We start from the raw sequence: 13945 nt of genomic DNA, 5'->3' as shown, positions 1-13945 counted from the left end.
ACTTTCCTGCCAAGGAGGAGCAAGATGGCCAGCAAAAACACGATTTGCCTGTGGTACGACGGCGACGCGCTGGACGCGGCGAATTTCTACGCCCGGACGTTTCCGGACAGCGAGGTGGGCGCCGTCCATCGCGCGCCCGGCGACTACCCGTCGGGTCAGCAGGGCGACATCCTGATGGTCAACTTCACCGTCATGGGCATTCCCTGCGTGGGGCTCAACGGCGGCGACGCATTTCAGCACAACGAATCGTTTTCCTTTCAGGTCGCGACCGACGATCAGGCCGAAACCGACCGCCTGTGGGACGCGATCGTCTCGAATGGCGGTCAGGAGAGCGATTGCGGCTGGTGCAAGGACAAATGGGGCGTGTCCTGGCAGATCACGCCACGGGCGCTGCTCGCGGCAGTCACGGATCTTGACCAGGCAGCTGCCAAGCGTGCATTCGAGGCGATGATGACGATGAAGAAGATCGACATTGCGACCATCGAAGCCGCGCGCCGGGGATGATGCCGCGGTTTGCAAGCGCTGGCGGCGGGTGCGCCGAAACGTCAGGCCAGTTCCGTGGATTGGAATCCCCGGTTTTGGGGGCCGTATCAGCCTGAATGACCTGTCGATAGAACAAAAATCCGGGGTCGGATGACAGGCCCCGGTAAGGATGTTGCACGCGTGGGAAAGCCCCGTAAAATCCCGCAGCCGCCGCGATATTTCGGCGAAATCTCCTGACTTTCGAGATGTACGTCGATCTTCTCACTCTTTACCTGTTGGCAGTCGGAACACTGCTTGTCAGCGCCGGCCTGATGTTCTGGGAGCAGCGGGCCAATCCCAAACGCAGCAAGGAACTGCGCATTCTGGCATCCGGATTCGCCACGCTGGCTGTCGGCTGCGCGGCAGCGCTGTACCGCCGCGACCTGCCTGGTGTCAGCGGCGCGGCGATCAGCAATCTGGTCATCCTGGGTGGCTACCTGCTGGTGCTCAATGGCGTTGCCGCGCTGAGCGGACGGCGATATGTGCGCACCGCCGTCTGTGTGCTGGTCGGGATGGGGCTGACCTGGGTGATCGGCGGCGTGCGCTGGCTGGACGTCATGTGGACGCACGTAAGCTCGGTGCCGATTGCGCTCGTCAGCGGACTGACGGCCTGGGAGCTGTTGCGCTGCCAGGCGCTCAAGCCACGGCGCTCGCGGTACATCGTGGTTGCGGTTGCCGGGGTGCATACCGCCGTGTATGCGGCACGTGCGCTTGTCCTGCCGTGGTTCGCAACCGAGTCCGGCGGCCAGGTTCTGGCGCTGGCCGGCAAGCTCACCATTTATGAAGGCGTGCTGTATTCCGTGGTGCTGCCGATGATGCTGCTCAAGCTCATCCGCGACGAAACCCACAGCCAGCTGCTGATGGAATCGCAGACCGATTACCTGACGCGGTTGGGAAACCGGCGCTGGTTCGTCGAACAAGGCGCGCGCATCCTGAACGGCAAGGAAGGGCGGGGCACGGTGGCGGTGCTGGCGTTCGACCTGGATCACTTCAAGTCCGTCAATGACCGCTATGGACACCAGGCGGGCGATCAGGTGCTGAAATCATTTGCCGAAACCGCGCGCGAGGTCCTGGGTGACGACACCATTCTTGCGCGCATCGGCGGCGAGGAATTTGCCGCGCTGCTCTGGGGGGATGACGCGAAGGGCGCCCACACGTTGGGCAAGGCCATGGCCGAGCGTTTCGCGGTCACCGTCTCGAACCGGATGGACGGCATCGGCATTGCCGCCACGGTGAGCATCGGGTTGGCCCGCTTCGAGGGCGACACGCCCACCATCATGGACGCACTGGCCATCGCGGACCAGGCGCTCTACCGGGCCAAGAAAATGGGCGGCAACCGGCTGGAACTGGCTGGCGAGCCCGCGCCGGTCACGGCTTGATTGGCGGCAAGGCCCCAGGGGTCATTGCTGCGCCACGTAGGCCTTGCGCGTTGCGTCGTAGGCGTAGATGACGGCGTCGGCCGGGCCCAGCTTGCGGGTCTTGCCCGGGCCGGAGATGGTGTTGCCGGAGAACTGCACGGTCACGCGCGGCAGGTCGGCGGTGCCGGTGGCGCTAAAGACCAGTTCGCCTTCGCTGCGCGTACACGGCATGACGTCGCCGTCCGCACAGGCCGGGCCGTTGTCCTCGCCGGCAATCACCTCGCCCGCATACGCCCACACCTTGTCCTTGGCTTCGTCCTGGCGCTTTTCCGGCGGCGTGAAGACGAGCAGCGTGTAGCCGCTGATCGTGATGCCGTTGTCGAACGTCTCGGTGGGTACCGCCAACAGCAGCTTGCCGGCTGCCGTGCGGTATTCCCGCGGCTTGCGCCGCGTGTCGACTTCCGGCGGCCGCTCGTACGCGCCGAACTCGCCGATGGTCGGTTCCATGCCACGGAACTTCCAGGGGCTCGTTGGCGACGCGGGATCGCGGATGAAGGTCGCCTCGGCAAGATTCACCGTCGTCATCGGACCGACATCGTCCTCTCCCGGCTTGCCATAGCGTTCGGCGGTTTCCCATACGAAGCCCGTGTAGTACGGCGTGCCATCCAGTTCGAATGCGTGGCCGAACCAATAGGTGGCCACGCTGCCGTTGGCCACGTCGGCGGAGTCGGCGCCCTTGCTGTCGACCTGGTGGATCGCGTAGAGGACCGATGCGGGGTCGGGCAGTGAAGCCTGCGCGTTGGCGGCAACGGAAGGCGTGGGCGCGGACGCGGCCGAGGCTGGGTTAGCCGGTTCCGCGGCAGCCGATGCCGAGCCAGCGGATACTGCGGCAGCCGGTGCTGCGGCAGCCGGTGCTGCCGGTTTCTCTTGCGCCGCGTTGCCCGGCGTCGGGCTCATCGCCGCGAATGCGGCAGTGATCGCCGCCACCAGGAGGGCGGCCGCTGCCGCGTTGCCCGTTCGCAAACCCTTTCCTTCCGACTTGCGTGTAGACGCCATGTCCTTCTTCTCTCTCTCTATCGCAATATGCAGCCATCGCCGGTCGCCGCCCGCGCGCCATCGGGTCGCGGTGCGGGTGGGCGCCGCAAGACGGGCTGCATGGGGAATTAATAGTGCCAAATCGACCGGCGGGCTCGACCATAGAAGGGGGGCGAGAAGGGTGTCAAGGCAACTCTTGCGCGGCATGAAGGGCGGCGCATGCCGCCGGCGCCCGCGGCCAGGGCGGGCGCCGGCGTGCGTATGCCCAGGAATTGCGGGGTATTCGCGACGGAAGGGACGCGCCACGCAGGGGCACAAGGCCCTTAACGCCCTGTTACCTTGGCAATACTCAGGGTTACCGGAAAGGCGGCGGAGGCGGCGCGCGCTCGGCAGGCAGGCGGGCGTGCGGCGGGAGCGCTTACGTCAGCGGCGGACCGGCCGGAACAGCGCCGTGCCCGGATGGGGCGCGCGGGCAGAGAGGATCGTCCCGGTCACCGACTCGGTGCAGAACAGGCTGCGCCCGTCTTCGCCGCCAAACGCGAGGTTGGTGGTGGACATGCCTTTGGGACTGCGCCACACCGTCACCGGCTCGGCCCGGTGATTGAGCAGCCAGACATAGCCCAAGCCGGGATTGCAGACGAGCAGATTGCCTTCGCGGTCCACGGCCAACCCGTCCGGCCCGCTCGGGCCGTACGAGGTGAAGAACTGGCTCACCTTGCTGACACTGCCGTCGGCCATCAGCGGCACGCGCCACACGCAGTTGCCGCGCGTGACGGCCAGATAGAGCACCTTGCCGTCGGGCGAAAGAGCCACGCCGTTGGGACTGGGCACGTTGTCCAAGAGGCAATCGAGCTGGCCATCCGGGCGCAGGCGGTACAGGCGTCCGGAAGGATCATGCAGGCCGCTCTGGCCCTGATCCGTGAAATAAAGATTGCCCTGGGCGTCGAAGATCAGATCGTTCACACCCTTGAAGCGCTCGCTGTTGCGGCGCGCCAGATAGGGCGTGACCGTGCCGCTGGCGACGTCCAGCGCCATCAGACCGTTCTTGTAGTCGGTGATGAGAAGCCGTCCATCGTCCAGGAACTTCATGCCGTTGGGCTCGCCGTCGTACTCCGCCACCAGTGACCATTCCCGGTTTGGGCCGATGCAAAAGACGCGGCCCCACGGGATGTCGGTCACGTAGAGGTTGCCATCGCGGTCGAACACCGGGCCTTCCAGGAACGAGTCGGCCACGGCGCCGCCGCGGTTGGCGTCGGCCCAGTCGCTGCGTTTGGCGCGGCGAAAGCGCTCGGGCATGGGCGACCAGACCTCGAACGATTCCACCTGGGGCGTTTGCAGAAAAAACATGGCGTCTCCTTGACCCTTACTTGGCGTCGTAGCCGATGTTGCGCGCCACGTTGCCCCACATCACGCCGCTGTCGGCCAGGATGCGGCTGAACTCGGCGGTGCCGGCCGCGCGCGGCTCGGCGCCCATCTTGGTGGCGAAGGTCTGCATTTCCTCGGACGCCATGGCCTTGGCGATCTCGCTTTGCAGCCGCTGCGTGACCGCCGCCGGGGTGCCCTTGGGCGCCCACAAACCGGTCCAGTTGACCACGCCAAAATCCTTCACGCCAGCTTCGGTAAAGGTGGGCACGTCGGGCAGCACGGCCAGCCGCTTGTCGCCGCTGACCGCCAGCAGGCGCAATTGGCCGCCTTGCACGGCGCCCATCACGCCGGTCGTGGAGGCGAACTGGAAGTCGATCACCTTGCCCAGCACCGCCTGCGTGGCCTCTGCCGCACCCTTGAACGGCACGTGCATGAACTTGACCTGGGTCGCCAGCGCCAGCCCTTCGGCCGCGAAGTGCGGCGTCGTGCCCGGGCCGCCGGAGCCGTAGGTGATGAGGTCGGGTTTGGCGCGGGCCTGCGCGATCAGGTCATCGAGCTTGCGGTAGGGGCTGTCGCTGGACACCGCCAGCGCCATCGGCGCAAACACAAAGGCCGAGACCGGCTGCAGGTCCTTGGCCGGATCGAAGGGCAGTTGCTTGAAGATGTGCGGCAGCAGCGAATAAGTGGTGTCGTTGGCGACCAGGGTGTAGCCGTCGGGGGCCGCGCGCGCCACCTGGCTCACGCCGATGGTGCCGGTGGCGCCGGGCTTGTTCTCAACGATGAAGCTCTGGCCCGTCTGCGTCGAGAGCATCTGCGCCATCTTGCGCGTTGCCACGTCGACCGCGCCGCCGGGGCCGTACGGCACCACGACGCGCACCGGGCGGCTGGGCCAGGCGTCCGCGGCGTCCGCGGCCTGGGCCAGACCGCTGGCAAGCAGCGGCAGGGCGGCGGCAAGCGCCAGGGCCGCGCGGCGCAGGCGGAAAGGCGTGTGAAGTCGTTGTGTCATTTGTCTTCCTCTTTGGGGTGCAAGGATTATTCCGCTTTCAGGCCCAGGTCCTGGGCCAGTTTGCGGTACGTATCGATTTCTTCTGAAAGCTGGGCGCCGAACGCGTCGCCGCACACCTGACGCGGCTGCATGCCTAGGGCGTCCAGGCTCTTGGCGGTGGTGTCCGCCTGGGAAAAGCCTTGAGCCACTTCTTGCAGCCGGTCACGCACGTCCTGCGGCAGTCCCGCGGGCGCCAGTACGCCATACCAGGCGTCGGCCGTGTACCCGGAGACGCCGGCCTCGTCGAAGGTCGGCACCTGCGGCAGTTGGGCCAGGCGCTTGGGTGCGGCGACGGCCAGGGCGGTCAGCTTGCCGGCCTGCACCTGCGGCAGCACCGAACCTAGCGTCGCCAGCGAACTATCGACCTGGCCGCCCATCAGGTCCGAGACGGCCTGCGCCGCTCCCTTGTAAGGGATGTGGTTCATCTTGATGCCGGTCTGCCGCAGAAACTGTTCGGTCGCGAAATGGCCGGAGCTGCCGGTGCCGGGCGTGGCAAAGGTCAGGCGCCCCGGTTCGGCCCGGGCGCGCGCCAGAAAGGCGTCCAGCGACTTCACGTTCAGGGCGGGGCCCGTGACCAGCACCGTCGGGCTGACCGCCACGGCGCAGATCGGCGTGAAGGATTTGAGCGCGTCGAACTTGACCCGGTCCGCATACAGCGCCGGGATCATGGTGTGGTTCGTGGCGCCGATCAACAGCGTGTAGCCATCGGGCGCGGCCTTGGCGACGGCCTCGGCGGCAAGAATGGTGTTGGCGCCGGGGCGGTTTTCCACGACAAAGGTCTGCCCCAATGCCTGGGATGCATACGACGCGAAGGCGCGCGCGACGACGTCGGTCGGGCCTCCCGGCGAAAATCCGACGACCACGCGCACGGGATGATCGGGATATGCGGCGTGTGCCGCGCCGGCGGCCAGCGCCAGCATCAAGGGCAGGATTTGAATCGGTTTCACGAAGTGTCTCCGGGTTGGAAAAGGGCGCGGCCTGTGTCGGCCGCTGTGCCCGTTGAATTGATGAAGGGTTGGGAATCAGACCGTGGCGATGGGCGTGGCGGGGGATCCCGCGGCGCCCGGTAGCCGCAACGGCGGCGCGGTCAAGAGGAACCGGTGGCGCCCGTTCGCGCGCAGCCAGCGCGCCAGCGGGGTCAGCCACCAGAGTTCTCCGAGGTGAATGCCGTTCTTGAACAGGCAGTGCTCGTGCAAGGGCAGGCGCGGACGGCGCAGCGGCGTCGCGGCGCCGCTCAGGCTGACCGGCTGCACCAGCTCGACCGCAGGGTTGTCGGCGATCAGGCAGGCCAGCCGCGCGTCGACGATCCATTGCAGCAGCCGCGCGTCGTGGCCATCGAGGCCGCTGCCCGTGGCGTGAAGCCGCGCGACGTCGGGTTGCCGGTTCATGGCCATCAGCGTGTCGCCAAAACCCGTATGCAGGCACACCATGTCGCCAGGCTCGACGGTCACGCCATCGGCATCGAGGATTCGCATCAGCGTGTCATAGCCCACCGCGGTGCGCGTGCGCCCGACATGCGCTTCCAGATCGATGAGCACCGCGCGGCCCTGCACGCCGTGCTCTGCCAGATTGTCGATGCCGAGCGCGCCGGCCGACGGACCCGGAAAGCGCGCCCAATCCGCCGGCGCGGCAGCGTCCTCCGAAGCGGCGACGATCTCCACGCCGGCGCGAAAGCCGTTGTAGAACACCGCCTCGGCCTGGCCGTCGCCGTCGGCGTCGAACCGGCTGCCCATGTGCGCAAGGCTGTCCCACTGCGTCGAGTACTGCGTGTTCATCAGCAGCACGTCGTCGCAGACCACATCCGTCAGTTGCGGATCCTCGGACGCGTATGACCAGCAAAATCCCTGCGCGCCGGCGCTCTTGCCGTCGCGTAGCGTCGAGAACCGCTGCGGCGGCAGGCGGCGCGGGTTGAGCGCCATGCCACCCGGCATATCCAGCGGCAGCGACAGGCAGAACGTCAGGCCTTCGCGAACCTCTGCGATGCCTTGCAGCACCTTGGCGCGATCGACCAGGTTCATCCGGCCGCGCTGGTCGTCCGGACCGAATTCGCCCCAGTTGCTGCCGCCGGGTGCGTGTTTCCATCGTTGCGGCATGGCGCGGCTCCTCAGGCGGGCGAGCCGGCGCGTGCCAGGACGTCCAGCACGCTCAGCACGTTTTGCGCGGCGGCCACGCCCATGTTGACGTAGGCGGCGCTGGTCACGCCGCCGATATGCGGGCTGAGGATGATGCGCGGTTCCTGCTGGAACGGATGACCGGCCGTCATGGGCTCGACCGCAAAGCTGTCCAGGCCCGCGGCCCGCACGTGCCCCGAACGCACGGCCGCCAGCAGCGCGTCCTCGTCCACCAGGCCGCCGCGCGCCGTGTTCACCAGGATCACCCCGGGCTTGCACTGCGCCAATGTCTGGGCGTTGACCATGCCGCGGTTCTCGTCGGTGAGCGGGCAGTGCAGTGACACCACGTCGGCGTCGCGCCAGATCGCATCCAGCGGCACGCTGCGAATGTAGCCGGGCAAGTCCTTCGCGTACGGGTCGAACCCGATCACCCGCATGTCCAGCCCGTTCGCCATGGCTGCCATGCGGCGCCCGATCGCGCCCAGGCCGACCAGGCCAATGGTCTTGCCGCCCAGTTCCAGGCTCTTGTGCGTGGACTTGTCCCAGTGGCCGGCGCGCATGCGTTCGTCCAATCCGACGACCGACTTGGCGCACGCCAGCATCAGCGCCAGCGCCTGTTCGGCGACGGCGGCCGCGTTCACGCCCACGGCGGCCACGACCTGGATGCCGCGTTCGGCGGCTGCCGTCTTGTCGATGGTGTCGGTGCCGCTGCCGTGCTTGGAGATCACGCGCAGGGCAGGGGCGGCATCCATCGCCGCGGCGCCCACCTTGCTGTAGCGCACGATGATTGCCACGGGGTTGTGATCGCGGCACAGCGCCACGATGTCGTCTTCGGTCGGGGTCTTGCCCGCGAAGACCAACTCGAAGTCCTGCAGCAGCGCAAGCGCCTCAGGCGCCAGGTCCGCCGCGGTCACGAGCAGTTTGGGCTTGTCCTGCGCGGCGGCACTCACAGCGATTCCCCTTCCTTCAGGACGCCCGCCGCGCGCAAGGCGGCGCTCAGCCACTTCGCTTCGGTGTCGCCCGCCTGGATGGCGGCGATGCGCGCGGCTTCGTCGCGCACCTTCTTTTCTGCGGCGGGCAGCAGGCCTTCGATCTTCTCGCGCTCGACCACCACCACGCCGTCGGCGTCGCCGATGATGAAGTCGCCCGGATGAACGGTCACGCCGCCCACGGAGACGGGGTGCCCGATGCGGCCGGGCACGTTCTTGGTCGGGCCGTTCGGATTGGTGCCGGCGGCAAACACGGGGTAATCCATTTCGATGATCTCGACCGTGTCGCGCGCGGCGCCGTCCATCACCACGCCGGCGATGCCCAGCTTGCGGCAGGCGTTCATCATGATGGTGCCCATCAGCGCCGAGCTGAGGTCGCCCTTGCCGTCGATCACCAGCACGTCGCCCGGCTTGGCCAGGGAAATGGCGGCGTGGATCATGAGGTTGTCGCCGGGCCGCACCTCGACCGTGAGGGCCGCGCCGGCGACCTTCATGCCGGGGTGCAGCGGACGGATGCGGCCGTTCAGCGCGCCGCGGCGTCCGGCGACGTCGGCCAGAATGGCAGGCTGCAGTTCGGCGGCGCGGCGCACGATGTCGGCGCCGACGCGCGGAAAGTCCTTGATGATGTCCTGAGTGGCCATGAGTGTTCCTGTCTGAAGGTAGTGAAGGGAATGCAAAGGGCGGGTCAGGCGGGCTTGATGCCGGCCTCGCGGATGACCTTGCCCCACTTGTCGAAGTCCGCTCTGCGGGTCTGGTCCAGGGCCTGCGGCGTGCCGCCGGCCAGCGTGATGCCAAGCTGTTCGGACAGGGCAAGCAGGGCGGGGCTTTTCAGCGCGCGGCCGATGTCCGCGTTGAGCCGTTCGATCACGGGGGCGGGAGTGGCGGCCGGGGCGAACACGGCCTGCCATTGCTCCACGACAAAATCGGTAAAGCCGGCCTCGGCCATGGTCGGCACGTCCGCCAGCGCGGGCAGGCGCTGCGCGGACGTGGTGGCCAGGGCGCGCAGCGCGCCCGTCTGCACGTGCGGCAGCGCTGCGGCGGCGGGAATGAATGCGAACTGCACCTGGCCTGCCAGCGTGTCCTGCAGGGCAGGGGTGTCGCCCTTGTAGGGCACGTGCAGGAAGCGGGCGCCCGTCTTCTGTTGCAGCAGTTCGCCCTGCATGTGCAGGATGGTGCCGGTGCCGCCCGACGCATACGCCAGGCTCTCGGGCGCCCGCTTGGCCGCGGCGATCAGTTCGGCCACGGTCTTGAAGGGCTGCGCCTTGCCCACGACGAGCAGGTGGGGAATGGTGCCGATCAGGATGACGGGCGCGAAGTCGGCCACCGGGTCATAGGTCAGCTTGCCCAACACGTGCGGCGCGATGGCCTGCGGCCCGATTGATGTGCCCAGCAAGGTCAGGCCGTCCGGCTCGGCGCGTGCCACGCGGGCGGCGCCGATGGTGCCGGTGGCGCCCGGGCGGTTGTCCACGATGACGCGCGTGGCCAGCAGCGCATCGAGCTGCTGCGCAATGGCGCGGCCCAGCACGTCGGTGCTGCCGCCGGCGGGGTACGGCACCACCCAGGTGATGGTCTTGCCGCCCGGCCATTCTTGCGCGGCGCGCACGCCGAAGGCGGCGCTTGCCGTCAGCGCGGTAGCGGCGGCCAGGAAACTGCGGCGGGAAAGGGTGTGCGGGTCTTGCATGGTTTGTCTCCGAGGGATCTGTTTTTCATGCGGCAAAGCCGTACAAGGCTGCCGGGTTATGCACGAGGACCTGGTTCAGCCGGTCGGGGCCGGTCCACTCGGCCAGACGGTCGAGCTGGCGGGCGTCGTCGGGCATGGGCTGCATGCCCGTCGAGGCGGAGGCATGCGGCCAGTCGCTGCCCCACACGATGCGTTCGGGATTGGCATCCAGAAAACTGCGGGCCAGGGCGTCCAGCGCCGGGTCTTCAACGCTCTGCCGCGCGCTGACGAGATAGCCGCCGGACAGCTTCACCCAGGCGCGGCCGCGCGCAAGCAACTGCAGCACCAGGGCGTGGGCCGGATGCGCACCAGCGTCGTGCGGCGCAAGCCGCGCCATGTGGTCGAACACGACGGGCACGGGCAATTCCGCCAGCACCGGGGCCAATTCGGCCAGCCGGTCGGGCGCCATCAGCAGTTGCAGGTGCCAGCCCCACGGCGCGACGCGCTGCGCCAGCGGCAGGATCTGACGGGCGGAGCTGGTCACGCCCAGGGACAGATTCAGACGGATGCCGCGCACGCCCGCGTCGTGCATGGCTTGGAGCTGCGCATCGGTTTCGCTGCCATCGATCACGGCAACGCCGCGCGCCTGTTCCCGCAACTGCGCCAACGCGTCCAGCATGGGACGGTTATCCGCGCCATAGGTGGAAGGCGTCACCAGCACGGCCCGCTGCATGCCCAAGCGCGACTGGATCTCGCGGTACTGCGCCATCGTGGCGTCCGGCGGCGTCAGCTTTGCGCCGGCAACCGCCGGGTAACGCGCGTCGTAGGCGTGGAGGTGGCAGTCGCACGCGCCGGCCGGCATCGCGATGGCGGGGCGGGCGTCGCCGCTGGAATAGGGATAGCGGGCCTGCATGGCGGATCACTCGACCTTGGCGCCCGAGTCCTTGACGATCTTGCCCCAACGGATGCGGTCGTCATGAATCAGCTTGGCGAACGCATCCGGCGTGCTGGTCAAGACGCGTGCCCCTTGGTCCTGATACTTCAGGCTCAGGTCCTGAGCCTGCAACGCCTTGTTGAATTCGGCGTTCAGGCGCTGCACGATGTCCGCGGGCGTGCCGGCGGGTGCGGCCAGGCCGAACCAGGTCACGGCCTCGAAGCCCGGAAAGCCGCGCTCGGCGATGGTGGGCACATCGGGCATGTCCGGCACGCGCTGCGCCGACGTCACCGCCAGCGCCCGCATCTTGCCGTTGCGCACGTGGCCGATCAGTGTGGGCACCGACGACAGGTACATGTCGATCTGCCCGCCGATCAGGTCGTTCGAGGCCTGCGCGGCCCCTTTGTACGGAATGTGGGTGAGCTGGATGCCGGCCGCGTTCTGCAGTTGCACGGCCGCCAGGTGGGCCACGGTCCCGTTGCCAGAGCTTGCGAAGTTAAGCGCGCCCGGCTTTGCCTTGGCGGCAGCGATCATGTCCTCGAACGACTTGAGCGGCGAGGTGGCCGGCACGACGATCACCAGCGGCGCGTCCGCGACCAGGCCGATGGCGGCAAGGTCTTTTTCGGGGTCGTAGGGCAGCTTGGCGTACAGCGTCGGGTTGATCGCCAGGTTGCTGGTCTGGCCCAGCACCAGCGTGTAGCCGTCCGGCGCGGCCTTGGCCACCGTGTCCACCCCAATGTTGCCGCCTGAACCTGGCCGGTTCTCGGTGACGATGTTCCAGCCGGTATTGGCGCCCACCTTGATCGCCGCCTCGCGTGCCAGCACGTCGGTGCCGCCGCCGGGCGGGAACGGGACGATCAGGCGGATGGGCTTGTTGGGGTAGTCCTGAGCCGCGCTCAGGCTGGTCATGCACACGAGGGCCAGGCCCGAGAGGACGCGCGCGAACGGCTTCATCGTTTGTCTCCGAATCGTTGTTTTGGTGGAGACATTGTGGATCCGTGTTCCACCCAATACAATGCAGGTTCGTATAGCGAAACACGTTGCGTAGAATGGACGATCCTAAGCACCCAATCCCGGATGACATGCCGGAAGACGCGCCTGCCGAAGAAGGCGTGGTGGCCGTGCGCCGCGCCATGAGCATCCTGGCGGCCTTTGGCGTGGAAGACACGCATCTGTCGCTGGCGGAACTGAGCCGCCGCACCGGTTGCCATCGCTCTACCGTATTGCGCCTGGCGCGCACCCTGGCCATGGACGATTACCTGGCGCAACGCGAGGACGGCACGTGGCGGCTGGCACGGGCGGCCGGCTGGCTGGGGGCCTGTTACCAGGCCACGTTCAATATCGCGGAGGTGGTGCAGCCGGTGCTGCGCGAGCTGTCTGCCGCCACCGGAGAAAGCGCCACGTTCTACGTGCGCGAGGGCAAGCAGCGCATCTGCATGGCGCGGGTCGAAGGCCCGAAGTCGATTCGCCATCACGTGCGGGTGGGCGCGGCGCTGCCGCTTGAGCTGGGCAGTCCGGGACGGGTGCTGCTCGCTTTCGCGGGCGAGCCTGGCGAGCCCTATGAATCCGTGCGCCGTGCGGGCTACATGATTTCACTGGGGGAGCGCGACGCCGAGGTCTCCAGCATCTCCGCGCCGGTCTACGGCATCAACTGGACGTTGCAGGGCGCCATCTGCATTTCGGGACCGATCTCGCGGTTGACCGAGAGCGTGTTGCTCGACCTGAAGGAGCCTGTGCTGGCGGCCGCCAGCCGGCTGTCGCGGTCGCTGATGGGTTTGCGCCGGCCGGCGTAGCGCGATCCGGGCTCCATCGGATCGCGCTGCGCGCGTGCAAGAGGCTGCGGCGGCGCTTCAGTCTCTTGCGTGCCGGCCAAAGGTCACTCGGCCTCGATCTTCGCCTCTTTAACGACCTTTCCCCACTTGTCCAGGTCCGACTGGATCACCGCCGCGTATTCCTGCGGCGTGCCGCCCTGGACTTCGATGCCCGCGGCTTCCAGCTTGGCGCGCACGGCCGGCTGTTTGAGCACCGCGTTGATTTCGGCGTTGAGCTTGGCGACGATTTCCTTTGGCGTGCCGGCTGGTGCAAGGAAGCCGCCGTTGGTGTTGGCGTCGTAGCCCTTCAAGCCTTGTTCCTGCGCGGTCGGCACGTCCGGCAGCGCCTTGGTGCGATTCGCGGTGGACACGGCGACCGCGCGCACATTGCCGGCCTTGACCTGCTCCTGCATCGCGCTCAGCGTGTCGATGTACAGCACCGTGCGGCCCGCCAGCAGATCGGGGTGCGCGGCGGACGAACCTTTGTACGGGATCAGCAGCATGGGCGCGCCGCTGACCATGCGGAACATTTCGGCCGCCATTTCCTGCGCGCTGCCGCGGCCGGACGTGGCGACCTTGGCGTCGTCGGGATGCGCCTTCATCCAATCGACGAGTTCGGGCAGGGTTTTGGGCGGGATCTTCGGATAGACCGCGAACACCAGCGGAATTTCGTGGGTGTAGACGATTGGCTCGAAGCTCTTTTGCGGATCCCAGCCCAGGTTCTTGAATAGGTACTTGTTGATGTTGTGGCTGCCGCCCACGATGCCGATGGTGTAGCCATCGGGCTTGGCGTTGGCGAGCAGCGCGGTGCCCAGGTTGTTGGAGGCGCCCGGCCGGTTGTCGACGATGACGGGCTGGCCTAGCGACTGCGACAGCTTTTCGCCGACGACGCGCGCAATCATGTCGATGCCGCCGCCCGGCGGCGCGGGCACGATGATGCTGATGGGACGGGCGGGATAGTTCTGCGCCGCGGCCAGGCCGGGCACGGCGGCAAGGACTGCCGAAAAGGCCAGGGTCTTGGCCAGCGTGGTGAAGGTCATGCTTGTCTCCTCGGGGTGGTCAACTTCTGTCAACTCTGTGAAGCGCCCCGGCGTGCTGCACCCGGGGCGCGGGTT

14 protein-coding genes are annotated in these 13945 nt (G+C 67.6%); 3 read left to right on the top strand and 11 right to left on the bottom strand.

Annotated elements, in window-relative coordinates; genetic code table 11:
* The first annotated feature begins 24 nt into the window (after nucleotides 1-24).
* Complete coding sequence (locus tag V6V88_RS14600; RefSeq protein ID WP_062841431.1) at nucleotides 25-504, top strand: VOC family protein; 480 nt, start codon at nucleotides 25-27, stop codon at nucleotides 502-504.
* A gap of 224 nt (nucleotides 505-728) precedes the next feature.
* Nucleotides 729-1901 (top strand): GGDEF domain-containing protein, encoded by a 1173-nt coding sequence (locus V6V88_RS14595; RefSeq protein WP_062841430.1) that lies wholly within the window; start codon nucleotides 729-731, stop codon nucleotides 1899-1901.
* A 21-nt stretch (nucleotides 1902-1922) separates the two neighbouring features.
* Here V6V88_RS14595 and V6V88_RS14590 read toward each other — a convergent pair whose 3' ends face one another.
* The 10 genes from V6V88_RS14590 to V6V88_RS14545 form a co-directional block, all read right to left on the bottom strand.
* The gene (locus tag V6V88_RS14590; protein ID WP_223575757.1) at nucleotides 1923-2936 is read right to left on the bottom strand and encodes a hypothetical protein; all 1014 of its coding nucleotides are present in this window, start codon (nucleotides 2934-2936) and stop codon (nucleotides 1923-1925) included.
* A 402-nt stretch (nucleotides 2937-3338) separates the two neighbouring features.
* Complete coding sequence (locus tag V6V88_RS14585) at nucleotides 3339-4262, bottom strand: SMP-30/gluconolactonase/LRE family protein (RefSeq protein WP_062841429.1); 924 nt, start codon at nucleotides 4260-4262, stop codon at nucleotides 3339-3341.
* 16 nt (nucleotides 4263-4278) lie between these two features.
* Nucleotides 4279-5286 (bottom strand): tripartite tricarboxylate transporter substrate binding protein, encoded by a 1008-nt coding sequence (locus V6V88_RS14580; RefSeq protein WP_223575756.1) that lies wholly within the window; start codon nucleotides 5284-5286, stop codon nucleotides 4279-4281.
* Nucleotides 5287-5312: 26 nt separating this feature from the next.
* Nucleotides 5313-6272: a tripartite tricarboxylate transporter substrate binding protein gene (locus V6V88_RS14575; RefSeq protein WP_081101075.1), complete on the bottom strand. Its 960-nt coding sequence runs from the start codon at nucleotides 6270-6272 to the stop codon at nucleotides 5313-5315.
* A gap of 75 nt (nucleotides 6273-6347) precedes the next feature.
* Nucleotides 6348-7418 carry a cyclase family protein gene (locus tag V6V88_RS14570; RefSeq protein WP_062841428.1) on the bottom strand — a complete coding sequence of 357 codons (1071 nt, stop codon included), beginning with the start codon at nucleotides 7416-7418 and terminating at the stop codon, nucleotides 6348-6350.
* Nucleotides 7419-7429: 11 nt separating this feature from the next.
* Nucleotides 7430-8386: an NAD(P)-dependent oxidoreductase gene (locus tag V6V88_RS14565; protein WP_338615391.1), complete on the bottom strand. Its 957-nt coding sequence runs from the start codon at nucleotides 8384-8386 to the stop codon at nucleotides 7430-7432.
* Complete coding sequence (locus tag V6V88_RS14560) at nucleotides 8383-9066, bottom strand: methyltransferase (RefSeq protein WP_062841426.1); 684 nt, start codon at nucleotides 9064-9066, stop codon at nucleotides 8383-8385. The genes V6V88_RS14565 and V6V88_RS14560 overlap by 4 nt, the downstream gene beginning before the upstream one ends.
* A 44-nt stretch (nucleotides 9067-9110) precedes the next feature.
* Nucleotides 9111-10106, bottom strand: coding sequence for a tripartite tricarboxylate transporter substrate binding protein (locus V6V88_RS14555; protein WP_338615390.1), 996 nt, complete (start codon nucleotides 10104-10106; stop codon nucleotides 9111-9113).
* A 25-nt stretch (nucleotides 10107-10131) separates the two neighbouring features.
* On the bottom strand, nucleotides 10132-10998 hold the full coding sequence (locus V6V88_RS14550) for an amidohydrolase family protein (protein WP_338615388.1): 867 nt from the start codon (nucleotides 10996-10998) through the stop codon (nucleotides 10132-10134).
* A 6-nt stretch (nucleotides 10999-11004) separates the two neighbouring features.
* Nucleotides 11005-11973 carry a tripartite tricarboxylate transporter substrate binding protein gene (locus V6V88_RS14545; protein WP_223575750.1) on the bottom strand — a complete coding sequence of 323 codons (969 nt, stop codon included), beginning with the start codon at nucleotides 11971-11973 and terminating at the stop codon, nucleotides 11005-11007.
* A 128-nt stretch (nucleotides 11974-12101) separates the two neighbouring features.
* Between V6V88_RS14545 and V6V88_RS14540 the strand changes: the two genes are divergently transcribed.
* A complete protein-coding gene (locus tag V6V88_RS14540; RefSeq protein ID WP_338615385.1) occupies nucleotides 12102-12812 on the top strand; it encodes an IclR family transcriptional regulator in 711 nt (236 codons plus the stop codon).
* 83 nt (nucleotides 12813-12895) lie between these two features.
* Here V6V88_RS14540 and V6V88_RS14535 read toward each other — a convergent pair whose 3' ends face one another.
* Nucleotides 12896-13870 carry a tripartite tricarboxylate transporter substrate binding protein gene (locus V6V88_RS14535; RefSeq protein ID WP_056318489.1) on the bottom strand — a complete coding sequence of 325 codons (975 nt, stop codon included), beginning with the start codon at nucleotides 13868-13870 and terminating at the stop codon, nucleotides 12896-12898.
* Between the last annotated feature and the right edge of the window lie 75 nt (nucleotides 13871-13945).

This window comes from Achromobacter sp. E1 (genome assembly GCF_037039475.1).
GTDB classification, from domain to species: domain Bacteria; phylum Pseudomonadota; class Gammaproteobacteria; order Burkholderiales; family Burkholderiaceae_B; genus Achromobacter; species Achromobacter mucicolens.
Note: the sequence above shows the minus strand (reverse complement) of the source record. Positions and strands in the feature narration are given on the sequence as shown.

Excerpts from the sequence above, each read along its gene's own strand:
- V6V88_RS14545 (WP_223575750.1), bottom strand. The coding sequence starts at position 11,973 with ATGAAGCCGTTCGCGCGCGTCCTCTCGGGCCTGGCCCTCGTGTGCATG.
- V6V88_RS14570 (WP_062841428.1), bottom strand. The coding sequence starts at position 7,418 with ATGCCGCAACGATGGAAACACGCACCCGGCGGCAGCAACTGGGGCGAA.
- V6V88_RS14540 (WP_338615385.1), top strand. The coding sequence starts at position 12,102 with ATGCCGGAAGACGCGCCTGCCGAAGAAGGCGTGGTGGCCGTGCGCCGC.
- V6V88_RS14580 (WP_223575756.1), bottom strand. The coding sequence starts at position 5,286 with ATGACACAACGACTTCACACGCCTTTCCGCCTGCGCCGCGCGGCCCTG.
- V6V88_RS14555 (WP_338615390.1), bottom strand. The coding sequence starts at position 10,106 with ATGCAAGACCCGCACACCCTTTCCCGCCGCAGTTTCCTGGCCGCCGCT.
- V6V88_RS14590 (WP_223575757.1), bottom strand. The coding sequence starts at position 2,936 with ATGGCGTCTACACGCAAGTCGGAAGGAAAGGGTTTGCGAACGGGCAAC.
- V6V88_RS14535 (WP_056318489.1), bottom strand. The coding sequence starts at position 13,870 with ATGACCTTCACCACGCTGGCCAAGACCCTGGCCTTTTCGGCAGTCCTT.
- V6V88_RS14550 (WP_338615388.1), bottom strand. The coding sequence starts at position 10,998 with ATGCAGGCCCGCTATCCCTATTCCAGCGGCGACGCCCGCCCCGCCATC.
- V6V88_RS14585 (WP_062841429.1), bottom strand. The coding sequence starts at position 4,262 with ATGTTTTTTCTGCAAACGCCCCAGGTGGAATCGTTCGAGGTCTGGTCG.
- V6V88_RS14560 (WP_062841426.1), bottom strand. The coding sequence starts at position 9,066 with ATGGCCACTCAGGACATCATCAAGGACTTTCCGCGCGTCGGCGCCGAC.
- V6V88_RS14595 (WP_062841430.1), top strand. The coding sequence starts at position 729 with ATGTACGTCGATCTTCTCACTCTTTACCTGTTGGCAGTCGGAACACTG.
- V6V88_RS14600 (WP_062841431.1), top strand. The coding sequence starts at position 25 with ATGGCCAGCAAAAACACGATTTGCCTGTGGTACGACGGCGACGCGCTG.